Annotated in this window: 26 protein-coding genes; 14 read left to right on the top strand and 12 right to left on the bottom strand. The window is 70.6% G+C overall.

From position 1 onward, the window contains the following. Positions 1-270 precede the first annotated feature (270 nt). From EJV46_RS12180 to EJV46_RS12160, 5 genes are all read right to left on the bottom strand, one after another. Positions 271-987 carry a capsid assembly protein gene (locus tag EJV46_RS12180; protein ID WP_131548926.1) on the bottom strand — a complete coding sequence of 239 codons (717 nt, stop codon included), beginning with the start codon at positions 985-987 and terminating at the stop codon, positions 271-273. Positions 988-995: 8 nt separating this feature from the next. Further along, positions 996-2426, bottom strand: a complete 1431-nt coding sequence (locus tag EJV46_RS12175; protein ID WP_131548925.1) for a portal protein — start codon at positions 2424-2426, stop codon at positions 996-998. A 5-nt stretch (positions 2427-2431) separates the two neighbouring features. Continuing rightward, positions 2432-2665, bottom strand: coding sequence for a hypothetical protein (locus EJV46_RS12170; RefSeq protein WP_131548924.1), 234 nt, complete (start codon positions 2663-2665; stop codon positions 2432-2434). A gap of 208 nt (positions 2666-2873) precedes the next feature. Further along, complete coding sequence (locus EJV46_RS12165; RefSeq protein WP_131548923.1) at positions 2874-3335, bottom strand: hypothetical protein; 462 nt, start codon at positions 3333-3335, stop codon at positions 2874-2876. Continuing rightward, a complete protein-coding gene (locus EJV46_RS12160; RefSeq protein WP_131548922.1) occupies positions 3332-3766 on the bottom strand; it encodes a hypothetical protein in 435 nt (144 codons plus the stop codon). The genes EJV46_RS12165 and EJV46_RS12160 overlap by 4 nt, the downstream gene beginning before the upstream one ends. Before the next feature lie 136 nt (positions 3767-3902). Here EJV46_RS12160 and EJV46_RS12155 point away from each other — a divergent pair, with 136 nt between their 5' ends. Next, complete coding sequence (locus EJV46_RS12155; RefSeq protein WP_131548921.1) at positions 3903-4553, top strand: helix-turn-helix transcriptional regulator; 651 nt, start codon at positions 3903-3905, stop codon at positions 4551-4553. Positions 4554-4807: 254 nt separating this feature from the next. Here EJV46_RS12155 and EJV46_RS12150 read toward each other — a convergent pair whose 3' ends face one another. Both EJV46_RS12150 and EJV46_RS12145 read right to left on the bottom strand, forming a co-directional pair. Then, positions 4808-5275 (bottom strand): heme-binding protein, encoded by a 468-nt coding sequence (locus EJV46_RS12150; RefSeq protein ID WP_131548920.1) that lies wholly within the window; start codon positions 5273-5275, stop codon positions 4808-4810. 64 nt (positions 5276-5339) lie between these two features. After that, a complete protein-coding gene (locus EJV46_RS12145) occupies positions 5340-6530 on the bottom strand; it encodes a murein hydrolase activator EnvC (protein WP_131548919.1) in 1191 nt (396 codons plus the stop codon). A gap of 87 nt (positions 6531-6617) precedes the next feature. On the opposite strand from EJV46_RS12145, the gene EJV46_RS12140 reads away from it, so the two are divergent. Genes EJV46_RS12140 through EJV46_RS12130 form a run of 3 tightly spaced genes read left to right on the top strand, consistent with a single transcriptional unit; the run spans position 6618 to position 8916 of the window. Then, a complete protein-coding gene (locus tag EJV46_RS12140; RefSeq protein WP_131548918.1) occupies positions 6618-7286 on the top strand; it encodes a glutathione S-transferase in 669 nt (222 codons plus the stop codon). After that, positions 7286-8179 carry a VOC family protein gene (locus EJV46_RS12135; protein WP_131548917.1) on the top strand — a complete coding sequence of 298 codons (894 nt, stop codon included), beginning with the start codon at positions 7286-7288 and terminating at the stop codon, positions 8177-8179. The genes EJV46_RS12140 and EJV46_RS12135 overlap by 1 nt, the downstream gene beginning before the upstream one ends. Then, on the top strand, positions 8176-8916 hold the full coding sequence (locus tag EJV46_RS12130; protein WP_131548916.1) for an FkbM family methyltransferase: 741 nt from the start codon (positions 8176-8178) through the stop codon (positions 8914-8916). The genes EJV46_RS12135 and EJV46_RS12130 overlap by 4 nt, the downstream gene beginning before the upstream one ends. Here EJV46_RS12130 and mdoH read toward each other — a convergent pair. Then, a complete protein-coding gene (gene mdoH, locus EJV46_RS12125; RefSeq protein WP_165585496.1) occupies positions 8880-10556 on the bottom strand; it encodes a glucans biosynthesis glucosyltransferase MdoH in 1677 nt (558 codons plus the stop codon). The two genes, EJV46_RS12130 and mdoH, sit on opposite strands and share 37 nt — an antisense overlap. 79 nt (positions 10557-10635) lie before the next feature. On the opposite strand from mdoH, the gene EJV46_RS22825 reads away from it, so the two are divergent. After that, entirely contained in the window at positions 10636-10815 is a 180-nt protein-coding gene (locus EJV46_RS22825; protein ID WP_165585495.1) for a hypothetical protein, read from the top strand. Between the two features lie 78 nt (positions 10816-10893). Here the strand turns inward: EJV46_RS22825 and EJV46_RS12120 are convergent, their stop codons facing one another. Together EJV46_RS12120 and EJV46_RS12115 are read right to left on the bottom strand one after the other, a co-directional pair. Continuing rightward, the gene (locus EJV46_RS12120) at positions 10894-11973 is read right to left on the bottom strand and encodes a site-specific DNA-methyltransferase (RefSeq protein WP_131548914.1); all 1080 of its coding nucleotides are present in this window, start codon (positions 11971-11973) and stop codon (positions 10894-10896) included. 117 nt (positions 11974-12090) lie between these two features. Continuing rightward, positions 12091-12723 carry a ribonuclease HII gene (locus EJV46_RS12115; RefSeq protein WP_131548913.1) on the bottom strand — a complete coding sequence of 211 codons (633 nt, stop codon included), beginning with the start codon at positions 12721-12723 and terminating at the stop codon, positions 12091-12093. A gap of 214 nt (positions 12724-12937) precedes the next feature. On the opposite strand from EJV46_RS12115, the gene EJV46_RS12110 reads away from it, so the two are divergent. The 8 genes from EJV46_RS12110 (at position 12938) to EJV46_RS12075 (ending at position 19210) form a co-directional block, all read left to right on the top strand. After that, positions 12938-13150, top strand: a complete 213-nt coding sequence (locus tag EJV46_RS12110; protein WP_131548912.1) for a hypothetical protein — start codon at positions 12938-12940, stop codon at positions 13148-13150. Between the two features lie 183 nt (positions 13151-13333). Next, positions 13334-14101 (top strand): TorF family putative porin, encoded by a 768-nt coding sequence (locus EJV46_RS12105; protein WP_131548911.1) that lies wholly within the window; start codon positions 13334-13336, stop codon positions 14099-14101. Between the two features lie 172 nt (positions 14102-14273). After that, positions 14274-14915 carry a hypothetical protein gene (locus tag EJV46_RS12100; RefSeq protein WP_131548910.1) on the top strand — a complete coding sequence of 214 codons (642 nt, stop codon included), beginning with the start codon at positions 14274-14276 and terminating at the stop codon, positions 14913-14915. Positions 14916-14977: 62 nt separating this feature from the next. Then, positions 14978-15601: an outer membrane lipoprotein carrier protein LolA gene (locus EJV46_RS12095; RefSeq protein ID WP_131548909.1), complete on the top strand. Its 624-nt coding sequence runs from the start codon at positions 14978-14980 to the stop codon at positions 15599-15601. Positions 15602-15668: 67 nt separating this feature from the next. Beyond that, entirely contained in the window at positions 15669-16442 is a 774-nt protein-coding gene (locus EJV46_RS12090) for a gamma-glutamyl-gamma-aminobutyrate hydrolase family protein (RefSeq protein ID WP_131548908.1), read from the top strand. 324 nt (positions 16443-16766) lie between these two features. Then, entirely contained in the window at positions 16767-17453 is a 687-nt protein-coding gene (locus EJV46_RS12085) for a fumarylacetoacetate hydrolase family protein (protein WP_131548907.1), read from the top strand. A 3-nt stretch (positions 17454-17456) separates the two neighbouring features. Further along, entirely contained in the window at positions 17457-18269 is an 813-nt protein-coding gene (locus EJV46_RS12080; RefSeq protein WP_131548906.1) for an exodeoxyribonuclease III, read from the top strand. A 53-nt stretch (positions 18270-18322) separates the two neighbouring features. Continuing rightward, on the top strand, positions 18323-19210 hold the full coding sequence (locus tag EJV46_RS12075) for a PhzF family phenazine biosynthesis protein (protein ID WP_131548905.1): 888 nt from the start codon (positions 18323-18325) through the stop codon (positions 19208-19210). Between the two features lie 213 nt (positions 19211-19423). Here EJV46_RS12075 and gpmI read toward each other — a convergent pair whose 3' ends face one another. Together gpmI and EJV46_RS12065 are read right to left on the bottom strand one after the other, a co-directional pair. After that, entirely contained in the window at positions 19424-21943 is a 2520-nt protein-coding gene (gene gpmI / locus EJV46_RS23250; protein ID WP_240782527.1) for a 2,3-bisphosphoglycerate-independent phosphoglycerate mutase, read from the bottom strand. A gap of 34 nt (positions 21944-21977) precedes the next feature. After that, positions 21978-22460, bottom strand: a complete 483-nt coding sequence (locus EJV46_RS12065) for a DUF2244 domain-containing protein (protein ID WP_131548904.1) — start codon at positions 22458-22460, stop codon at positions 21978-21980. 85 nt (positions 22461-22545) lie between these two features. Here EJV46_RS12065 and nth point away from each other — a divergent pair, with 85 nt between their 5' ends. Continuing rightward, positions 22546-23196, top strand: coding sequence for an endonuclease III (gene nth / locus EJV46_RS12060; protein ID WP_131548903.1), 651 nt, complete (start codon positions 22546-22548; stop codon positions 23194-23196). Positions 23197-23211: the final 15 nt, after the last annotated feature.

Raw genomic sequence — 23211 nt, 5'->3', positions numbered from 1 at the left:
TGTCGTTCTCCAGATGGATTGTCGGGAAGACACGGCGCGCGGTTGACCGGGACGGGCCGCGGCATCGTGCCGGCGCCACGCGCCCGGAAGCCGGGTTCTGCGCGGACGAAAGGGTGCGCGCCCGCCGCGCGCCAGGGCCTGTCCGAGGGGGCATGGCCGAGGCTGCGGCGGCGGGCGCGGGCCGCCGGTTCCGGGGAGGAGGAGAACCGGCGGCCTCACGGGGCGGGCGCGCGATCGGCAGCGCGTCACTCGCCCCGGATCAATCCGGCATCAGCCGTTCACGAGCTTGCGGAAGCCCTCGGTCACGCGCTTCACGAATTCCGGCTCGCGCTGACGCCAGTAGCGCGGGTCGCGCATCATCCGGCGCAGCTCGCCCTCGTCCATCGTGGCCGGCGGCGCAGCGTCGCGCGCCAGTCCGGGCTCGTTGCCCTGCATCATGCGTTCCAGCGCCAGCACGCCCTCCGAAGTCGTGGCCAGCGCCTCGAAGACGGCGGGCGGCAGATTGGCGCGGCCCCAGGCGGAGAGCTGTGCGGCCACGCGGCGGAAGCGCTCGTCGCCGCCGAAATGCTCGCGCAGCTTCTCCGCCTGGCGGTCGGCCTCGAACTGCTGCGCCGCCTCGGCGATCAGCGGCAGCAGCCGCTCGGAGGCGAGATCATAGACGAGCTGCACCTGATCGCAGGAGAAGCCGGCCGCGTGCAGCCGCGCATTGATCGCCGGATCTGGGCCGCAGAGCTCGTGCTTTGCCTCGACGTGATAGCCTTCGGGGCTGTCGGGGATGTTCATCATCTCGCGCCAGCGGCGGCGCTCCTCGTCGTCCGAGGCGTCGGTCGGCGGCGCCAGGCGATGCGACATGCGCCGCTCCAGCTCTCGGTAGCTTTTCAGCAGCGCGTCCACGCGCATCGCGCCGTTCTCGCTGTCCCAGAATTTTTCCGGGATGTCGGACGGGCGGGTGGGTTCGGGCGCGGCCTGCAGCAGGTTGTCGGACATGTGGGGCATCACTCCGGGCTGGGAACGGGGACGAGGATTTCGGCGGGCGCGCCGAGCGTGCGGGCGAGCCAGCGCGCGGCCGCCGGCGCGTCGACCTGGGACGCGGCAGCCTCGCCCATCTTCGCGACGGCCTCGAGGAAGAGCAGCGTATTGGCCGCGTCGGCGCGGCCCTGCACGCGGGCCAGCGGGCTCTCGTAGCGCAGCGCCACGCGCCCCTGGTCAAGCAGCACCGGCGGGATCTCGCCGCGCCGCGCGAGGATCGCAAGGCTGCGCGCGACCAGCGGGGTCAGCAGCTCCGACTGCAATCGTCCATAGGTGGCGCCGAGCAGCCGCGCCGTCTCCGCGCTGCGCTCCAGCACCTCGGTCGCGGTCATCCGCGCATCCTTCGGCGTGCCGAGCCGGTCGACCAGCAGGGCCGAGCGGATGCGCGCGCGCAGGTCGTTCAGCACGAGCTGCGAGACGTCGAAATTGCCGGGCGCGGCGAGCGGGGTCAGGCCCGCGCTGCCCGGGGCCTTCGGAATGATCGCGCCCGGCACGAGCTGCACGGTGGCGGGGTTCAGCACGCCGTCGTCCTCCGCCTGCCAGATGCCGGTCGCCGCGATGGAGGCGTTCTTCAGCACCAGCTCGACGACGCGGTTGGCCGTGCGAATGTCCGGGAGTGCCTTGACGACCGGGCCGCGGCCATAGACCTCGCCGGGAGCCTTCAGCCAGCGGAAGGCGATGAAGGGACCATCGGCGAAGCGGCCCTGTGCGACGAGGAGCGGCGCCTTCAGCGCGGCGGCGTCGAGCACGGCGGCGTAGCGATGACCGGTGCCGTCGGGCCAGATGGCCTCGATCAGGCGGTGCTTCGGCGGATCGGCTTCTTCGGCTTCCCCCTCGCGGATCATGGCCTGGGGCAGTTCGGCGAAGGGGAAGCGGCGCAGCACCTCGGCGGTGGTCATGCGCGCCTCGCGGAAGACGGTGTCGAGCCGGCCCGTCGTCCCCTCCTCCAGGATGGCGGTGCGGACCGGCACCGCGGAGAAGCGCAGCGCGGAGGCCTCGCCGGGCGGCGCCTCCTCGACGAGCATGATGCCCGTGCCGGTGATGACGAGGTCGAGGAAGGCCTGGTGCATCTCGACCGCGAAGTTGGACCGGTCGAGCTGCGACTGCAGGATGTCGGCCGCGCCCTCCAGCGCGAAGGCGGCGGCCTGACCCTCCTCGGTATCGGCGATGGCGCAGGCGGGTGCCAGGCCGAACCAGCGCGACCAGGGCGGCGTCAGCTCGGCGAGCAGCGAGGCGGCCAGCTGCTCGGCGGCATCGGCGGCGGTGGCGTCGTAGAGGGCCGGCGCTTCGCCCGGCGAGGGCAGGACATGGGAATAGGCGTCGGCCCAGCTGATTTCATGCGGGCGGCGGCGCGCGACGGCGCGGTCATGGCGCGTGAGGATCTGCTGCGGGGTCATGTGCGTCACTCCCCGAGCAGCGACTTGCGCGCGGCGGGGAAGGGCGCCGCCGTCAGCACGCCGCGGGCCGAGGTCGCGACCGTTCCCGCGATGCCGCCCCCTGCGCGGGCACGGCTTTCGGTCCGGGCCGCCTCGGCTTCGGCATCACGGCTGGCGGCGGTGGCGGTCTCCGTCGGCGTCGGCGGCGGTGCGGGCGGTGGGACGACTACCGGCTTCGGGACGCGGAACAGGCCTGCCATGCGCGGCAACTCCTTCGGGAATCCTGGGATTGGCCTCCCGTCCCTTCCGGCATGCCGAACAAAAGCGCGGCCGCCGGAAATCAATCCGGCGGGAGCGCGGCGGCACAGACGCAAAAGGCCCGGCTCCTAGGGGAGCCGGGCCTTCTGGAAGCCAGTCGGTCGGGAGAGGAGAGCCTCGGGACGCAATTCGCCCCTTGGCCTGAGTGTTCTAGGTTGGAACGGAGAAAGAAGTCAAGTATTTTTTCCTAGATTCATGAGACTGGACGAGGGCGTGGAAAAGCCCATGCGGCGTCATGGCAAAGGGCGCGTGCGGACCGAGCACGGCCCGGCAGACGGCCACGCAGCTGAACGGCGCGCCCCGCAGCCCGCGGCCCAGCACCGGTTCCTCCAGGGGAAAGGGGCCAACCGGCAGCAACCCGGCGCGGCGGTAGAAGCCCGGCAGGTCGAAGCCCGCCGGAACCTCGAGCCGCGCGACCAGCAGGCGGCCGGTGAGCGGGTCCAGAACGGTCCAGCCGTGCGGATCCTCCAGCGCGGCAAAGCAGTGCCGGAACCCGCGCCGGAGCAGGCGCTGCCAGAGGTGATCCGCGCGCCCGCCGAAGACGATCCAGGCGCGCTGCCCACCGAGGTGCCGGCGATGGGCCGGCCGCGCGGCCGGCGCGACCGCCGTCACGCGCGGCTGCCCCGAAAAGGCAGGATCTCCGCCGTCTCCTGCTCCATGCGCGGCGCGCCGGCGACGATGCCCTTCACCCGCAGCGGCCATTCCAGCCGGTTCATCGCCTCGCGCCAGAGGCGGAAGTCGCCGCGCTCCTGGGCGTGGTGCGCGCTGGGCGCAGTGCCACGCTCGCCCCAGATCCGCAGGATGCGCGCATGGGCCAGCTCGATACGGCGCTGGCGGTACAGCCGGTCGAGGCACTTGATCACGTCGTCGGGCTCGCAGGGGCGCTGGGCGAGACCCTTGCCCGCGGCGATGCGCGCGCCCTCGCGCCGGGCGACGAGGGCCGACATGGTCCAGAACCAGGCCTCCTCAGCGGAGGTGAAGGGCTCGGTCTTTGCCAGGCTGGAGAGGATGCGGGGGTGGTTGGGACGGGGGGAGGAGGACATGGACGCTCGGTTCCTTTCAGGCGAGAACGAATGAGAACATTTAGCGAACATAAACCCCCGGTTGAGAGACTTGCAAGCGCTACAAGCAACATTTTCCTATTGCACCGTGAACCAACACCTATGATGGTCCTATCCCATGCGACACGATGACATCTGGCGCGCGATCGATTCGCTGGCCGCAGAGAACGGGCTCTCCGCCTCCGGCCTCGCCAAGCGAGCCGGGCTGGATCCGACGGCCTTCAATCCCTCGAAACGGATCGGGCCGGACGGGCGCGCGCGCTGGCCCTCCACGGAGAGCGTCGCGAAGGTGCTCGCGGCCACCGGCGCGGGAATCGAGGCCTTTGCCGCGCTGGTCTCGGGCCAGGCGGCCCTGCCGAGCCTCTCGCGCGGGCCCCGCCCCTCGCGCCGCATCCCCCTGATCGGACTCGCCCAGGCCGGCAGCGAGGGCTTCTTCGACGATGGCGGCTTTCCCGTCGGCGGGAGCTGGGACGAGATCAGCCTGCCCGAAATCAGCGACCCCAATGCCTATGCGCTGGAGATTTCCGGCGATTCCATGGAGCCGGTCTTCCGCGACGGCGACGCGGTGATCGTCTCGCCCGCAGCCCCCATCCGGCGGGGCGATCGCGTGGTGGTGCGCACACGGCTCGGCGAGGTGATGGCGAAGGAGCTGAAGCGCCAGAGCGCGAAGCGGATCGAGCTGGCGAGCCTCAATCCCGCACATCCCGACTACAGCTTCGAGCTGCCGGATGTGGCGTGGATGCACCGGATTCTGTGGGCCAGCCAATAAGCTTGTGGCCCTCAAACGCCGGGCGCGCGCCCGTGCGCTTGTCGCGCTCAAGGTGAGGGCGGTCGGGCGGCACCGGCCGCCGTGGCCGGATCGTCGATTGCGGGCGCCAATCCTCCCGCATAAGTTCATCGGCACCAGGCCAGCTTCCGGCCGCACAGCGGCCGGCGCCGCCCAGCTGACTTACCGGCCGGCGCTCCAGTTGCCCGGCGTAGCCAAGCGCGCGGAGCGCGCGCCCGGCGCCTGAGGCCGAAAAATCACGCCGGATCACCCGTGTCCGGCGCCAGCCCTGCCGCCTCGATCCCCGCGATGCAGCACTCCTCGTCCTTCGCGGAGGCATCGCCCGAGATCCCGACCGAGCCCAGCAGCACGTTGTTCTTATCGCGCACCAACACGCCGCCCTGCACCGGCACGGCCTTGCCGCCCATGAGGTCGGACAGCGCGTTGGTGAAGCCCGGCATGGCCTGCGCGCGCCGCGCCAGCTCGCGCGTGCCAAAGCCCATCGCCAGCGCGCCATAGGCCTTGCCCATCGCGACCTCGGGCCGGCCCAGGCTCGCGCCGTCCTCGCGCTTGGTCACCTTCACATGGCCGCCGGCGTCGAGCACCTGCACGCAGAGCGGCAGCAGCCCAAGCTCCCGCCCCTTGGCCAGCGCCGCATCGGCGATGACCTCCGCCTGCTTGAGGGTCAGGCCGTTCACGGCGGCGGGATAGGCGGGCTGCGGCATGGTGTTCTCTCCGGAAGATCTCCATCGAAGAAGGCCCGCCCGGCGCGTTCCGTCAAGCGAGCCCTCAGGCCCCCGCCCGCAGCCAGGGGCGCGGATCGACCGCCTCGCCGCGTCGCCGCAGCTCCATATAAAGAGTGGGGCGCGGCGCGGCCGGGAGCACGCCCACCGGCTCGCCCGAGCGCACGCGCTGGCCGCCCGCGACATCGAGTCGCTCCATCCCCGCCAGCACCAGGTGCTGCCCGCCGCCGCAATCCAGGATCACCATGCGCCCGTAGCTGCGGAAGGGCGCGGCGAAGGCGACGCTGCCGCTGCAGGGCGCCGTCACGCGCGCGCCCGGCTGGGCCGCGAAGGTGAGGCCGCGCGAGGGGCCGCCCTCGCCCGGCGCGTTGAAGTCGCGGACCAGCGCGCCGGCCACCGGCAGGGCACCCGCGGCATCGGGCGCCGTGCGCAGCGGGGCGGGCACGGGCACACGCCCGCTGGATCGCGGACGCGCCGCCTCGCGGCGATCCCGCTCCTCCTCGCGGCGCTCGCGCTCGGCCTCGCGCCGCGCCTGTTCCGCCCGCTGGCGCTCCAGCCGCGCGAGCGCCTCCTCGAGGGAGCGCGCACGCTGCACCGCCTGTTCAGCGCGCGCGGTCGCGCCGCGTTCGGCGGCGCTGCGCTCCGCGAACAACCGCCGCGCGTGATCGAGCTGCCGGTCCAGCGCCGCCGAGGCCTGCCGCGCCGCCTCCTCCGCGGCGGCGAGCCGCCCCTGCTCGCGCGCCAGGCTGGCCGCCTCCATCGCCGCGCGCTCGCCCATCTCGCGCAGCAGCCGCGCCTTGACCTCGGCATCCCGCAGCATGACCCGCAGGCCCGCGAGCCCGATCGCGACATCCGCGGGCGGCATCGGGGCCGCGAGCAGCAGCGGCCCGGGCTGCGTCGCCAGACGCATGAGCAGCGGCACCATGGGCGCGATCTCGGCCGCCAGGCGCGCCTGCTCGGCCAGCGCCGCAGCGCCGGCCCGCCGCGCGGTCTCGGCGCGGCCCGCCGCCGCCTGCGCTTCGCGCTCCGCCGCCTGCACGCGCGACGCCCCGGCGATGCGCTCGGCCGCCAGCCGCGCCTCCTGCGCCGCGGCCTCCCGCGCGCTGTGGGCGGCCTGGGCGGCGGCCGCCCGCTCCGCTTCCGCTGCGCGGCGGGCCGATGCCGCATCCTGGGCTGCAGCCGGAGGGGCCGCGACGGGCCCGGTCAGGACCAGCAGCAGGGCAAGGGCTCTCAACACGGGACGAGGTAAGCGCAGCGGGGGGCGTGTCGCCAGAGCCGATTTGCCGTGCGAGAATCGCACCCACCGCTTCAGGGAACGGACGTCATGGCCGAGAATCATCTCAGGGGGGGCCGCCTCGTGATCGGCAACCGCCGCTACTCCTCCTGGTCGCTGCGCGGCTGGCTGCCGGTGATGCTCGCCGGGCTCGAGGTGGAGGTGCAGGTCATCCCGCTCGCCGGCGGTTCCACGCCCGCGATCAGAGCCGCCACGCCGGCCGGCCTCGTGCCCTATCTGGAGCATGGCGGGGCGCACATCTGGGAGAGCCTCGCCATCGGCGAATACTGCGCCGAGACCATGCCGGGTCTTTGGCCCTCCGACCGCGTCGCGCGCGCGCAGGCCCGCAGCGTGGCCTCCGAGATGCATGCCGGCTTTCGCGAGCTGCGCATCGCCATGCCCTTCAACATCGGCCGCACCTTCCCCGGCCTGCGCCGGACCGAGGGCGCGCTGGCCGATATCGCGCGGATCGAGGCGCTCTGGTCCGAATGCCTGGACGCCCATCGCGGCCCCTTCCTCTTCGGTGCCGCCTTCACCATCGCCGATGTCATGTTCGCGCCCATCTGCGCGCGCTTCCTCACCTGGCGGCCGGAGCTCTCGGCAAGGAGCCGCGCCTATGTGGAGGCCGTGCGCGCGCACCCGCTGGTGGACCGATGGTACCGCGACGCCGCGGCCGAGCCGGCCGAATGGCAACTGCCGAAATATGAGGAGATCGCCTGATGGCGGAGACCGCGCTCGCGCTCGACCATGTCGGCGTCTGCAACATGGAGCTGGGGCCGATGACGGCGGCCTATGAGGCGCTGGGCTTCTCGCTCTCGCCCGTCGCGCAGCAATCCGGCCGCCGCACGCCGGAGTCCGAGGTGGAGCTCTACGGCTCGGGTAACCGCTGCGCCTTCCTGACGCACGGCTATATCGAACTGCTGGCGGTGCTGGATCCGACACGTTTCGACAACGACCTCGCCCGCTTCACCGGGCGCTACGGCGGCGTGCACATCCTGGCGCTGGGCATGGACGATGCGGAGGCGAACCTCGCCCGCATGCGGCGCGCGGGGATTCCGATCGCCGGGGTCGCGCATCTGCAGCGGCCGGTGGAGGCGGGCGGCCCGATCGCGAAATTCTCCCGCCTGCCCTATCCGGACGCGCCCGAGGGGCGGATCCAGCTTATCCGGCACCTCACGCCCGAGCTCGTCTGGCAGAAGCGCTGGATGGATCATGCCAACAAGGCCGAGGCGCTGACCGAGCTGGTCCTGGTCAGCGCCGAGCCGGCGGTGACGGCGGCGCGGCTGTCGAAGCTCACGGGCATCGTGATCGAGCCGCGGCTGGCGGGCGGCTTTCTGCTGCGTCTGCCGGGCGGCGCGCGCGTGGCCGGACCGGAGGCGCCCGTGATCGAGACGCGCGTCTCCATCCTCGCGCCCGAGGATCTGGAAGCGACGCTGCCCGGCGTGGTCATCCCCGCCCTGCCCTTCATGGCGGGAATTTTCGTGAAGACCTCGGACGGGAACGCGGCGGTGCGGAAGCTGCTCGCCGGCAAGCGCGCGACGGATCTGCCGGGCGGCGCGCTGCTGGTGCCGCCGGCGCTCGCGGCCGGAGCCGCCCTGGTCTTCCATCCTTGAGCGCCATCGGCCGCAGCCTGCGCATCTACCATGCGAAGGAGCGGCGGCCGGCGCTGGACGCCTTTCATCGGCGCTTCCTCGCGCCGGGCGAACTGGCCTTCGACATCGGCTGCCATGTCGGGGACCGCGCGGCGAGCTTCCGGCGGCTCGGCGCGCGCGTCGTGGCGGTGGAGCCCCAGCCGCGGCTGGCGCGGGCACTGCGGCTGATCTTCCGCGGCGATCCGGATTTCACCCTGGTCCCGTCCCTCCTGGGCGCGAGCGAGGGCGAGTCCGTGCTTCGCCTCAACAGCGCCAACCCGACCGTCGCCACCGCCAGCGACGCCTTCGTCGCGGCGGCCGCCGGCGCGCCGGGCTGGGAGGGCCAAGTCTGGGATGCCGAGATCGCCCTGCCCCGCACCACGCTGGATGCGCTCGTCGCGCGATACGGCGGGCCCGACTTCGTGAAGATCGACGTGGAAGGCTGGGAGGCGGAGGTTCTGGCCGGCCTCTCCGAGGCGCCGCGCGCGCTATCCCTGGAATTCACCACCATCCAGCGCGAGGTGGCCCTGGCCGGCCTGGAGCGGCTGACCGCGCTCGGCTACCGCGCCTTCAACGCCTGCCTCGGCGAGAGCATGCGCTGGGAATTCGCCGCGCCCGTCGCCGCCGGCGCCATGGCCGAATGGCTCGTCGCGCTTCCGGCGGAAGCGAACAGCGGGGACATCTATGCGACGCTGGAGCCGGGCCGGCTCGCCGCCTGAACCTCCTCCGGCGTCGCCGCCACGCCCCGTTGCACCAGCCAGCGCGCAAGCCGCGGGGACGAGGTCCAGACGCAGAAGGGGATCGCCACCAGCAGACCGCCCGCCCAGGGCAGCGCGAACCAGATGGCCCAGGGGGCCCACGCCGCCAGCACGCCGAAGGCCGCGCCCCCGGCCAGGGTGTGCGGCCAAAGCAACCGCGCCGCGTCCCCCCAGGAAACGCCGCGATCGGCCCGGTTCTGCGGGCTCCAGCCCATCCGCGCGCCGAAGGGCAGCGCCAGGAGGAAGCGCGCTTTGTTGAGGTTGCTGATCGGCGAGAGAAGGGTCGTGAACAGGATTTCCGCTCCCGCCCCCGCCAGCACGGCCCCGTGCCCTCCATAGCGCCCCGCCTGCGCCGGCTGGGCGAGGAGTTGCAGGTAGCCCGCCAGCTTCGGTGCATGCTGGGCGAGCCAGAGGAGCAGCATCGCCAAGACCAGCGATGACGCCGGCACCGCGCTGAAGCCGCCAGTCGCCGCGATCGCCACGGCCAGGGCGAAGGCCAGCACCCACAGCGGCGCGCAGAGAAAGAGCAGGATCGCCTGGAGCAGCTGGAAGCGCGCCATCGCGTCCAGGCCCGGCCGCCGCAGGAGCGCCAGATACTGCATGTTGCCCGCCGCCCAGCGCAGGTCGCGGGCCAGGAATTCGGGCAGGGCCGGAGGATTGCCCTCGAGGCTCCCTTCCTCGTCCGGCAGGCACCAGACGCCCCAGCCGGCGCCATGGAGGCGCACGGCCTCCACCTGGTCGTGGCTCAGGATCGTCGAGCCGTCGGGCAGCCGCTCCAGCCGGCCGTGCTCGCGGAAGGGCGCGATGCGGATCAGGGCGTTGTGCCCCCAGTAAGGGCCCTTCGGTCCTTGCCACCAGCCCTGCCCCGTGGCCCAGGCGCGCATGCCGGCCCGCATGCCGAACTGGAACAGGCGGGGAAAGGGCGCCGCCACCGGGCGGCCGACGATGAGCTGCTGGAGGATGGCCATCCTCGGATCGGCGTCGAGCGCCGCGGCCAGCCGCAGCACCGCCGCAGGCGTCATCACGGAATCCGCGTCGAGACAGAGGAGGTAGTCGTAGCCGGCGCCTTCGGCGTCAAGGAACTCCATGACGTTTCCGGCCTTGAAGCCGGTGTTCTCGTCGCGGCGGCGGAGATGGATGCGCCCGGCATCGCCGGGCCGCGACGCGCGGAAACCGGCGACCGCCGCGTCCTCCGCCTCCTGGAAGGCGGCGCCCTGCGTGTCGGAGAGAAACCAAAGGTGGAACCGGTCGGCCGGCAGTCCGTCGAGCAGCGGGCCGAGCGGCTGGAGCAACGGCGCCATCTCTTCGTTGCGGAGGCAAAGGGCGATGGCGGTTCGCCCGCGCGGCGAAGCGGGCTCGAGCCTGCGCAACGCCGGCACCACATGGGCCGGCGGGTCGTCCGTGAAGAGGAGAATCGAGAGCCCGATCAGCGCATTGGCGGAGGCCAGCGCGATCCAGGGACTCAAGAGGAGGAGCGCCGCCAGGAAGGCGGCGTCAAGCGGCCGGAGACCGTCCGAGGCCAGGAGGCGGAAGGCCGCCAGGCCCATGGTGCCGCAGAACAGGGCGCCGAGGAGAAGAAGGGCGATGCGTCGGGCTGGCATCGGCCCTGGATACCGGGGATTCGCGCCGGAAGCACGGCGCCCTCCCCTGGGATCAGGCGGCGATGATCTTCCAGGCGACATGACCCAGGACACCGACCAGGGCCGCGGTGGCAGCCAGCAAAATGAAGCGAAGGGCCGCGAGGACGATCTCGCCGCGCTGGATCTGACCGCGGTGAATCTCAGCATGTTGAGACATTCTCAAATTCCTTGCATCAACGGGTTTATCCTTCCCGCTTTATCAAGTCGGCGCGCGAACTGAAACCAGGAATTGCAGCGAATTCGCATTTTGTTTATTTTTTGGATTTTGTCTCCAAATTACGACATTCCGCGTTTCGGATCAGGCCGCCAATTCGCTCCGGAACACGTCCAGCAGCTTCAGCGTCCCGTCGCGCTGGACGAGGTGCCAGAAGGTCCACCCGTTGCAGGATGGCGCCTCCTGCACCGCCGCCCCCACTGCATGGATCGAGCCGCGCGCCGTGCCGCAGCTCACCGTGCCGTCGGCGAGCACCGTCGCCGTCCAGCGCCGGTGCCGGTCGGTCAGTGCCTCCCCGGCCGCGACCAGGCCGCGCTCCACGAGGTTGCCGAAGGGAATCCGTGGCTGCTCGCGACGCGTGGGCGTCGCCATCATCGCCTCCTCGGCGAGGGGCTGGATGGCATCGACGCGCTCCCGGGCGGCGGCGGCATAGGTCGGATCCCGCTCGATGCCGACGAAATGGCGCCCCAGCCGCTTCGCGACCGCTGCCGTCGTCCCCGAGCCGAGGAAGGGATCCAGGATCACGTCGCCGCGCTGCGTGCAGGACAGGATGACCCGATGCAGCAGCGCTTCCGGCTTCTGGGTCGGATGCACCTTGCCGCCGGCCTTGTCACGCAGGCGCTCATGGCCCGTGCAGAGCGGAATGAACCAGTCGCTGCGCATCTGCAGGTCGTCGTTGAGCGCCTTCATGGCGGCATAGTTGAAGCGGTACTTCGCCTCCTGCCCGCGCGCCGCCCAGATCAGGGTCTCATGCGCATTGGTGAAGCGCCGTCCCCGGAAGTTCGGCATCGGGTTGGCCTTGCGCCAGATGACGTCGTTCAGGATCCAGAAGCCGAGATCCTGGAGCGCCGTGCCAAGGCGGAAGACGTTGTGATAGCTGCCGATGAGCCAGAGCGTCCCGTCCTTGCGCAGCACCCGGCGGCACTCCGTGAGCCATTCCCTCGTGAAGGAGTCGTAGGTCGCGTAGTCCGCGAAGCGGTCCCATTCGTCGTCCACCGCGTCGACGAGGCTGTGGTCCGGCCGGTGCAGCGTGCCACGGAGCTGCAGATTGTACGGCGGATCGGCGAAGATCGCATGCACGGAGGCCGGCGGCAGCGCGCGTAGCTCCTCGATGCAGTCACCCACCAGAATCTTGTCGAGCGGCACGTCCAGCCCAGCGCCCAAGGGACGGTTTTCCTTCGCGAATCGGGAGCCGACAATGCGAGGGGCCGAGTCGCGTCGTCAACAGGGATGCCGGCAGCCAGGACCGGTTTGCGCGAGCCATGGCCGATGCGCCACCCTTCAGGCCGTGAGGAGAACGCCCTGCATGGCCTCCTCGACCGGCGCAAAGCCACGGCGGTGATGCGGGCAGGCGCCGTGCTCCTGGAGCGCGGCCCGGTGACGCGCGGTCGCATAGCCGAAATGCTGGCCGAAGCCGTAGGCCGGCCAGCGCTGGCAGAGCTTCCTCATCCCGGCGTCGCGCACCGTCTTGGCGAGGATCGAGGCCGCCGCGATCGAGAGGCTCAGCCCGTCGCCGCCGATCACGCATTGCACCCGGCAGGGCATGGCGGGCGGGCGGTTGCCGTCCACCAGCACGATCTCGGGCGCGACGGCCAGCCGTGTCACGGCCCGGCGCATGGCGAGGAGGGAGGCCTGCAGGATATTGATCCGGCCGATCTCCGCCGTGGAGGCGGCGCCGAGGGCCATGACGAGCCAGCCTTTCCCGGCCGCCTCGCGCAGCGCGAGCGCCGCCTCCAGGCGCTGCGGCTCGGTCAGCCGCTTCGAATCGTCGAGGAGCTTCGCGAGCCGGCGCGGACAGGGCCGGAGGAACAGGACGGCCGCCGCCATCACCGGCCCCGCCAGGGGGCCCCGCCCGGCCTCGTCCACCCCCGCGACAAGACCACCCAGCGAGGCCTCCAGGCTGAAATCCGGCATGGCGCCTGCTTTAGCCGCGACCCCGGACATGCGCGAGCGATTCGTCGGCGCGATTTGGACGATACATCCATAGGTTGCTGGAATCTTAACGGGCTGGCCCGGCATGGTTGTGGGCATGCAGATGAACCACCTTCTCGCCGCCTGGGCAGGAAACCCGGCCCAAAAGCGGGGCGCCTTTACGAAGCCTTCATCCCTGAGGTGGAAGGTGGTGCGCATGATCAGCACCAATTCCCTTGCCGCCTTCGCGCAGGAGGTCACGCGCACCCGCCCCGGCGCCGAGCCTTCGCCGGTTCAGCGTAGCGCCCGCGCCGATCCGGCGCGGGTGGAGGCCGGGGCCGAGCAGGTGGCGCAGCGCAAGCTCGAAGCGGTGCCGCCGGCCCCGACGCGGCCGCTCCCTCGCGGCTCCTTGCTGGACCTGCGAGTGTAGAGCTCCGGGACAGGTTCCGCGCCTGAGCGAAGGAGCAGCAATCGCCCTGAAAATAGGCATAACATCGGGATGTGTTGCCATTATGCAACATTATGCCTTCTTTATAGACGACTCGCTTGCCGTTGATAGGATTTTGCAGCCTTTATGGTCACGACAAGACCGACCGAGAAAGGTTCCGAATACATGCGCAAGCTCCTGCTCGCCCTGACCGCCGCCGCAGGCTTGGCGGCCGCCGCGCCCGCTTCCGCCCAGATCACGCTTGGCGAGACCGGCCTCACCCTTGCGCCGACCGCCACGATCGCCAGCGACTACCTGTTCCGCGGCATCAGCCAGACCCGTTCGCGGCTGGCCTGGCAGGGCGCCTTCGAGCTGACGCACACCAGCGGCGTCTATATCGGCGGCTTCATCTCCAATGTGCGCTTCGCCGGAACGGACGCCCGGCAGGAGGTCGATGCCTTTGGCGGCTACCGCTTCGCGCTCGGGCCGGTGAACCTGGACATCGGCGCGCAGGGCTATTTCTACCCGGGCTTCACCCGCGCCCCCGGCATGCAGGAGATGGATTTCTTCGAGGGTTACCTGAAGGGGACCTATGAGCTCGGCCCCGTGAACCTGCTTGCCTCGATCAACGTCTCCCCGAACTACTACGGCCGCTCGGGCACGGGCGTGTATCTTGAGGGCGGCGCCGACTGGAAGACGGGCGTCTGGGACGTCACACTCGGCGGCCGCGTCGGCTACCAGTGGATCGAGCGCAACGCGCGCTGGGGCACGCCGGACTATGCCTGGTGGGGCATCATGCTGAGCCGCGACTTCGTCCTGCCCGTCCTCGGCAACACGGTGACGGCGAGCGTCGGCTACTACGACACCAATATCAGCCGCGGCGACTGCATCTTCGGCACCCGGCAGGACATCTGCGGCGCCCGCGCCATGGGTTACCTGACCTTCAAGTTCTGATGGGCAAGTTCTGATGGGCAAGTTCTGATCGGCATCCCCGGCCCGCGGCGACGCGGGCCGGCCCTCATGAACGGCGCCCGGGCTCCCCGCCCGGGCGCCGTTTTCGTGTCGGCCATTGACCGCGTCGCCTGTTCGGGCCGAGGTTTGGCGCCAGCATAGAGGATGCCGAATCATGCGTTGCTTCCCCCTCGCGCTCGCCTGTGCCCTGGTCGCGGCTCCGGCCTTCGCCCAGGACCGCCCTGCCGTCACCCCCACCCGCGACGTCTCGGTGGCCTATCGCGTCACCACCCAGGGCCCGGGCAACGGGACCGAGATGCGCATCTCGTGGCTCGCCGCCAGCGGGCTGATGCGTGTGGACATGCCGGGCGGCCAGGGCTTCATGGTGGCCGATCTGCGCGGCGGCGGGCCGGGCTTCATGGTCATGGAGGCCCAGCGCATGATCATGGACGTTCCGCGCAACCAGCTCCCCCCCGTCGCCAGCATGCAGCCCGGCCCCAATGCCCGCTTCACCCGCGAGGGCACGGCGCGCGTCGCCAATACGAGCTGCACCATCTGGCGCATGGAGGATCAGGGCCAGTCCGGCCGCGCCTGCCTCACCGCCGACGGCGTGATGCTCCGCGCCGAGGGCGACAACCGCCAGGGCCAGGTCGAGGCCACCTCCGTCACCTACGGTCCGCAGGATCCCGCCCGCTTCCAGCGCCCCAGCGGCTACCAGACCTTTCAGCTGCCCGCCGGCATCCCGGGCGCAACCGGCGGCGGCATGCCGCGCGGGACAGCCCTGCCGCCGCCGGGAATGACGCCCCCCGGGCGCTGAATCGCAGCGCGAATCGACGTCCGGGCCTTTCTTTGGCCCTGGCGCGGCCCCACAAACAGGGGATGAACCGCCGCAAGCTTCTCGCCGCCCCCGCCCTCCTCGCTCCCATTTCGGCCTCGGCCCAAAGCCAGCCGCCGCAGGGCCAGGCCGAGGCGATCCGCCGCGTCGAGGCCTATTTCAATACGCTGACCACCTTCCGCGCCCGCTTCCTCCAAGTGGCCCAGGGGGGCGGCTCGGCCGAGGGGACGGCCTGGATCTGGCGCCCGTCGCGCATGCGCTTCGAATACGACCCGCCGGAGCCCACCCTGCTCATCGCGGCCGACAACCAGTTCTTCCATTACGACCGCGAGCTGCGGCAGCCGACCGTGGTGCCGCTCTCCTCCACACCGCTGAGCGTGCTGCTGCGGTCGCCCCTGCGCCTGAGCGGCGATGTCACGGTGGCCGGCGTGGAGCAGGCGCGCGGGCTGCTGGCCGTCACCGTCTACCGGACGGCGGCGCCCGCCGAAGGCCGGATCACCCTCATCCTAGAGGAGAACCCGATGGTTCTGCGGCAATGGGTGGTGCTGGACGCGCAGGGCCGCAGCACGCGCGTCACCCTGACCCAGATCGAGACCGGACAGCGCTTCGATCCCTTCCTCTTTGCCTTCAACGACCCACGCTTTCGCGAGCAGCTTGACCAGAGGTGATGAAAAAACCTCCACATGCCGTTGATTCCGCCTTGAATCCGCCGCAGCCGCTTGGTTTGTTGCACCTATGAGACCGTTGATCGGCATCTCCTGCTGCGTGAAGGCCTTCGGGGTCTTCAACACGCCCAACCATGCCGCCTCGGACAGCTATGTCCGTGTCGTCCTGGGCCCGGTCGGCGGGATTCCGGTGCTCCTGCCCGCCGCCGGCGAGGCCCTGGCTCCCGAGATCCTGCCGCGGCTCGACGGGCTGATCCTGACCGGCAGTCGCAGCAACGTCTGGCCCGGCCATTACGACGGCCCGGATCATGCCGAGGGCACGCCCGAGGATCCGCGGCGCGATTCGACGACATTGCCGCTCATCCGCGCCGCGATTCAGCTGGGCGTGCCGTTGCTGGCGATCTGCCGGGGCATGCAGGAGCTGAACGTCGCGCTCGGCGGCAGCCTCGATCAGCGCATCCAGGACCTGCCGAGCCGGATGGACCATTCCACCCCTTCCGACCAGCCGATCCCGGCGGTCCGCACCGGCAAGGCCCACGGCGTCCGGCTCGCGCCCGAGGGTATGCTGCACGAGCTGGCCGGCGCGGCCATCGTGCCCGTCAATTCCCTGCACAATCAGGGCGTGCAGCGGCTGGCGCCGAGGCTTGAGGCCATGGGCTGGGCGCCCGACGGCACCGTGGAGGCCGTGAAGGTCCGCGACGCCCGGGGCTATGCCTGGGGCGTGCAGTGGCATCCCGAATACGATTGGGAGAGCGACGCATTCAGCCGCCGCATCTTCGAGCGGTTCGGCGAGGCCTGCATGGCCTGGTCGCAGACGAGGTATGCGCGGCAGGCCGCCGAATAGGCGCGCGAATAGACTTTGCGTCGAGATTAAGGCTGGGCTATGCTTCCCAAGCCGGTGGCGGTTCAACCACCGGCAGGACGCGCCGGTTCCCCCTAATCGGCTCGCCCGACCATTGCGATCGCAAGTGAACTGTTGGGCGCCCGGCCACCCCCCTGGTCGGGCGCTTTGCGTTCCAGACTCCGTTTCCGGAGCCCGGCCGGTTCCCATCGGCGACCGCGAAACTGTCATCCCGTCCGAAGCCGGGTCAATAGCCAAATCCAGCCCCGATTTCCCTCCGGGCCATTCTGCTTTAGACGCGACGCCGGACCTGTCCAGGAGCGTCTCGTGCCCAACTACGTGATCACCCCGCCCGCTACCTCCGCTGTGCCCGTGAAGGGCGGCAACGATCTCTTTCCCGTGCGCCGGATCTTCTGCGTCGGCCGCAACTACGCCGAGCACGCGATCGAGATGGGCAGCGATCCGACCCGCGAGCCGCCCTTCTACTTCACCAAGCCCTTCGACGCGATCGTGACCGGCGGGGCCGACATGCCCTATCCGAGCGTCACGAAGTCACTGCATCACGAGATGGAACTGGTCGTCGCCATCGGGAAGGGCGGCAAGAACATCGCCATCGCCGATGCGCTGAGCCATGTCTGGGGCTATTGCGCCGGCCTCGACATGACCCGCCGCGACATCCAGAACGAGGCCAAGAAGACCGGCCGCCCCTGGGACATGGGCAAGGGCTTCGACCTTTCCGCGCCCATGGGCGACCTGATCCCCGCGGCCGGCGTCGACCCCTCCAAGGGCAAGATCGAGCTCAAGGTGAACGGCAAGGTCACGCAGACCTCCGACCTCTCCAAGCTGATCTGGTCGGTGCCCGAGGTGATCGCCAACCTCTCCGAGCTGGTGGAGCTGCAGCCCGGCGACCTCATCATGACCGGCACGCCCGAGGGTGTGGCCGCCGTGGTGAAGGGCGACGTGCTGGAAGGCTTCGTCGAGGGCGTCGGCGAGGTGAAGACCAGGATCGTCTGAGTCTTGAGCCGTTCCCTCCGGGTCGCGACCTGGAACATCAACTCCGTCCGCCTCCGGCTCCCCCTTCTCAGGGAGCTGGACGCGCAGCTGCGGCCCGATGTCCTCTGCCTGCAGGAGACCAAGTGCCCGGACGAGCACTTCCCGCATGAGGACATCAAGGCGCTCGGCTTCGAGCACGTCGCCGCCAAGGGGATGAAGGGCTACAACGGCGTCGCGATCCTCTCGCGCATCCCGTTCACCCATCGCGGCAGCGATCCCGACTGGTGCATGAAGGGCGACTGCCGCCATGTCGGCGTCACGCTCGACGCGCCGGGCGGCCCCATCGACCTGCACGACTTCTATGTCCCCGCCGGCGGGGACATCCCCGACCGCGAGCTCAACGTGAAGTTCGGCCACAAGCTCGACTTCGTCGCCGAGGCCACCGCCTGGTTCCGGAGCCATGGCGAGGCGAAGCGCTCCATCCTCGTGGGCGACCTCAACATCGCGCCGCTTGAGCACGACGTGTGGTCGCACAAGCAGTTGCTGAAGATCGTCTCGCACACGCCCGTCGAGGTCGAGGCGCTGACCAGGTGGCAGCAGGCCGCCAACTGGGTCGACGCGCTGCGCCACTTCGTGCCCGCGGACCAGAAGCTCTACACGTGGTGGTCCTACCGCGCGAAGGACTGGGAGGCGGCCGATCGCGGCCGGCGCCTGGACCACGTCTGGGTCAGCCCCGACCTTGAGGGGAGCCTGGCGCGTCATCAGATCCTCAAATCCGCCCGTGGCTGGGAGCGCGCCAGCGACCACGTGCCGGTGCTGGTCGAACTTGCGCTCTGAGACGCCGCGGTGGCAGGCAGACACGGGGCCTGAAACGCCCTAGCCTCGCCGCCATGAGCCGCCACTTCCGCTACGTCACCCTCGACGTCTTCACCGACCGCCGCTTCGGCGGCAACCAGCTCGCCGTCTTTCCGGACGCGCGCGGGATGACGGATGGTGAGATGCAGTCGCTCGCGGCCGAGATGAACTACAGCGAGACGACCTTCGTCCTGCCGCCGGCCGACCCGGTGAACACCGCGCGCGTGCGCATTTTCCACCGCACGGCGGAGATGCCCTTCGCAGGCCATCCCAACGTCGGCACCGCCTATGTGCTGGCGGATCGCGCGAAGGACAACATGCTGCGCTTCGAGGAGCTGGGCGGGCTGGTCACGATCCGGTTGGAGCGCGACGCCGCCGGCGCCTTGACCAGCGCCATCGTGGCCGCGCCGCAGGCGCTGAAGCTGGGCGGGGAGCTGCCGGTCGCGCTGGCCGCCGCCTGCGCCGGCATCGCGCCCCAAGGCATCGTCACCGCGCGCCATCAGCCGACGCTGGCCAGCGACGGGGGCAATGCCCGCCTGCTCTTCGAGGTGACGCCGGAGGCGATGGCGGCCGCCTCGCCCGACCTCGGCGCCTTCCGCCGCGCCGTGGCCGCGCATCCGGAGCTCGGCGGCAAGCTGTCCGTCTATCTCTACCGGCCGGAGGGCACCGGGCTGCGCACGCGCATGTTCTCGCCGCTCGCCGGCACCTGGGAAGATCCCGCCACCGGCAGCGCGGCCACGCCGCTGGCCGGCTTCCTGCTGCATCTCAGCGGCGCCGAGAGCGGCGCCTGGGATATCGCGCAGGGCGTCGAAATGGGGCGGCCGAGCCTGCTCCGCGCGGCCGCACGCCGCACGCCCAAGGGGATCCGCGCCACCGTCGGCGGCGGCTGCGTCTGGATGTTCGAGGGTAGCGTTACCCTCTGATCAGGCTTCGCCTGGCTGCCTCGGCCCGCGCCGGGCGTCGCCGCGTTAGGGCAGGCGGAAGTCCTGCGATCGAGGGGGAATGGGCAGCGTCTCGTCCAGCACCGATCTGCCCTCCGGTGTGCGTTCGCCCAACATCTGACTGAACGGGCGGGGCTTCCCAGGCGGCGGACCAGAGGAACGGCCGGGCGCGGAGCGGCCGCCCGTGCCCTCGCCTCACCCCCGCTTCTTCTCCTCGATCGCGTCCCAGATCGCCTTTTCCAGATGCACCCCGTCGAAGCGCGCCAGCTCCTGCAGCCCCGTCGGCGAGGTCACGTTGATCTCGGTCAGGTGCCCGCCGATCACGTCGATGCCCACGAAGATCAGCCCGCGCGCCTTCAGCTCCGGCCCGATGCGCTCGCAGATTTCCCTCTCGCGGTCGGTCAGCACCGTCTTCTCCGGCCGCCCGCCGACATGCATGTTGCTGCGCGCCTCGCCCTCGGCCGGCACGCGGTTGATGCCGCCCATGGCTACGCCGTCCACCAGGATCACGCGCTTGTCGCCCTGCCGCACGGAGGGCAAATATTTCTGCACCATCAGCGGCTCGCGCGAGCGCTCGGTGAACATCTCCAGCAGCGAGTTCAGGTTGGAATCGTCGGGCCGCAGGTGGAAGACGCCCGCGCCGCCATTGCCGAAGAGCGGCTTGAGGATGATGTCGCCATGCTTTTCCCGGAATTTGCGGATCTCCCGCACGTCCGAGGACACCAGCGTTTCCGGCATCAGTTCGGGGAACTTCAGGACGAAGAGCTTTTCCGGCGCGTTGCGCACGCTGGCGGGGTCGTTCACCACCAGCGTCTTCGGGTGGATGTGCTCCAGCAGGTGCGTGGCCGTGATATAGGCCATGTCGAAGGGCGGGTCCTGCCGCATCAGCACCACGTCCACGTCCCTCGCGAGATCGAGCTCTACCGGCGCACCGAAGGTGAAGTGGTTGCCGCGCTCGCGCCGCACCTCGACCGGATGGCCATGGGCGACGACACGCCCGGCCTCCATCGAGAGATGCTTCACATGGTAGTGCCAGAGCGCATGGCCGCGCGCCTGGGCCTCCAGCATCAGGGCGAAGGTGCTGTCGCCATCGATGCCGATGCTCTCCATCGGGTCCATCTGGACCGCCACGCGCAACGCCATGCCCTCACCCCTCGAAATCCTGGCGGAAGATGTGGCATGGGCCGCGCATCGGGCCAACAGGCTGGCCCCGGTCATGGCGGCGGGCTGCGGCAGGCCCATGAGCTGAAGCAGCGTCGGCGCGAGGTCGGCGAGCCGGCCGTCATGGAGCTTCGCGCCGGCCGGCCCGCCCATGAGCACGACCGGCACGGGATTGGTGGTGTGCGCCGTGTGCGGGCCGCCGGTCGCAGGATCCTTCATGAGCTCGGCATTGCCGTGGTCGGCCGTGAAGAGCAGCGCGCCGCCGGCCTCGCGGACCGCGTCGGCGATGGCGCCAAGCCCGGTATCCACCGCTTCGCAGGCCCGGATGGCCGCGGTCAGGACACCGGAATGGCCCACCATGTCGGCATTGGCGAAGTTCAGGACGATTAGATCCTGCTCGCCCGCGCGGATGGCGGCGACCGCCTTCTCCGTCAGCTCCGGCGCGCTCATCTCAGGCTGCAGGTCGTAGGTCGCGACCTTGGGCGAGGCGACCATGATGCGCGACTCGCCCGGATAGGGCGTCTCCTCGCCGCCGTTCAGGAAATAGGTGACGTGCGGATATTTCTCGGTCTCGGCCATGCGGAGTTGCCTGCGGCCCGCCTTGCTGACCGCCGCGCCCAGGATGTCCTCCATGGATTGCGGCGGGAAGAGCGTGCCCAGCAGATGGTTCAGCTCGGTCGAATACTGGGTCATGCCCAGCGCGGCGGCGAGCTTCACCCGCTTCGGCCGCTCGAAGCCCTGGAACGCCGGGTCGAGGAGGGCGGCCAGGATCTCGCGCACGCGGTCGGCGCGGAAGTTGAAGGACAGGAGGCCGTCGCCGTCCTTCATGCCGGCGTAGTCGCCGATGACGGTGGCCGGGATGAACTCGTCGGTCACATCCTTGTCGTGGGCGGCCTTGATGGCGGCCCGGGCATCGGGCGCCGCCGCCTCGCCCTGCCCCAGCGCGATCGCCGACCAGGCCTTGGAGACGCGCTCCCAGCGGTTGTCGCGGTCCATGGCGAAGTAGCGGCCGATCACGGTGGCGATCCGCGCGCCTTCGGGCAGGCCGGCCTCGAGCTCGGCGACGAAGTCCGGCGCTGAGCGCGGCGCCGTGTCGCGCCCGTCGGTGAGCGCATGGATGGCGACCTTGATGCCGGCCCCGGCCAGGATCCTCGCCAGGGCCACCGCGTGCCGCTGGTGGCTGTGCACGCCGCCGCCCGAGACGAGGCCGGCCAGATGCACCGTGCCGCCGCTCGCCTTCATCTTCGCGATGAAGTCGGTCAGCGGCGCCATCCGCGCCATCGAACCGTCCTGGATCGACGTGTCGATGCGCGGCAGGTCCTGCATCACCACGCGCCCCGCGCCGATGTTCAGGTGCCCGACCTCGCTATTGCCCATCTGCCCGTCCGGCAGGCCCACGTCATGGCCCGAGGGCTTCAGGAAGGCATGCGGGCATTCCGCCCAGAGCCGGTCGAAATTCGGCGTCCTCGCCTGAAGGACGGCGTTGTCCGTCACCTCCTCCCGCCAACCCCAGCCATCCAGAATGACAAGCATGACGGGTTTGGGAACGGGCATGGCGATCCTGGACGCAACGAAGGAAGGCGCCGGTTTAGCCCCGGAGCTGCGGATTGTCGAAGACCGGCTCCCGGTAGCGCCGAAGCACCGCCTCCAGCACGCGGGCAAGATCCTCCCGCTCCTCCGGCGCCAGGAAGCGGCCGATCTCGATGACGTCGCGCCGCTGCCGGATGAAGAGCCGTGCCCCCTGCCAGCGCAGCCGCGCCCAGAAGGGATCGAAGCTCGCCTCCTCCCGCCGGCGCCCCTCGCACCGGCGGACGGTCAGTCGCCCTTCCGTCAGGGTCACCGTCTCGCCGCTGCCGCGCGCCCAGGCGCGGTAGAGGGCCAGCAGGCCGATGACGAGCGCCGTCTCCGCCCCGGCGAAGGCCGTCACGGGCCAGGCGCCCATGAGCATCACGACCGTTCCGCTGAAGGTGAAGCCCAGCAGCAGCAACCCCGCCAGCATGCGGAAGCCGCGCGCGTCCAGGCTGGCGAGCGGCGCCGAGCGGGCCTCGAAGAGGGTGGGGCTTTCGGGCATCGATGCATCAGATAGGATGATTCCCGACGTGAAAACCCCAAGACCTCTTCATGGTTCGGCCACCGAGCCGCGCCGCGCCCGGCTGATGTCGCGCGAGCAGGTCGCCCTCTTCATCCGCGCTATCGCGCAGGCGAATCCGGAGCCGGAGACCGAGCTTCTCTACACCGACGCCTTCTCGCTACTGGTCGCCGTGGTGATGTCGGCCCAGGCGACCGACGCCATGGTGAACAAGGTGACGCCCGGCCTTTTCGCCGCGGCCCCCACCCCGGCCGCCATGGCCGCGCTCGGCGCCGAGGGGATCGGCCAGCTCATCCGGCGGATCGGGCTCTGGCAGGGGAAGGCGAGGAATGTCGCGGCGCTCTCGCAGATGCTGGTGGAGCGGCATGGCGGCGAGGTCCCGCGCGACCGCGCCTCCCTGGAGGCCCTGCCGGGCGTCGGCCGCAAGACGGCCAATGTCGTGCTGAACGTGATGTTCGGCGAGCCCACCATGGCGGTGGACACGCATATCTTCCGCCTCGGCAACCGCACCGGCCTGGCGCCGGGCAAGAACGTGCGCGAGGTGGAGGACGGCCTCGTCAGGCGCATCCCGCCCGAGCTGCTGCGCGACTCCCACCACTGGCTGATCCTGCACGGGCGCTACATCTGCAAGGCGCGCCTGCCTGAATGCTGGCGCTGCCAGGCCGAGCCGTATTGCAACTACCGTGACAAGGTGCTGCGCCCCCCCTCCAGGGCCTGAGACGTGGAGGGCGCG

It is taken from the genome of Roseococcus sp. SYP-B2431 (assembly GCF_004336745.1).
GTDB lineage: Bacteria > Pseudomonadota > Alphaproteobacteria > Acetobacterales > Acetobacteraceae > Roseococcus.
Note: the sequence above shows the minus strand (reverse complement) of the source record. Positions and strands in the feature narration are given on the sequence as shown.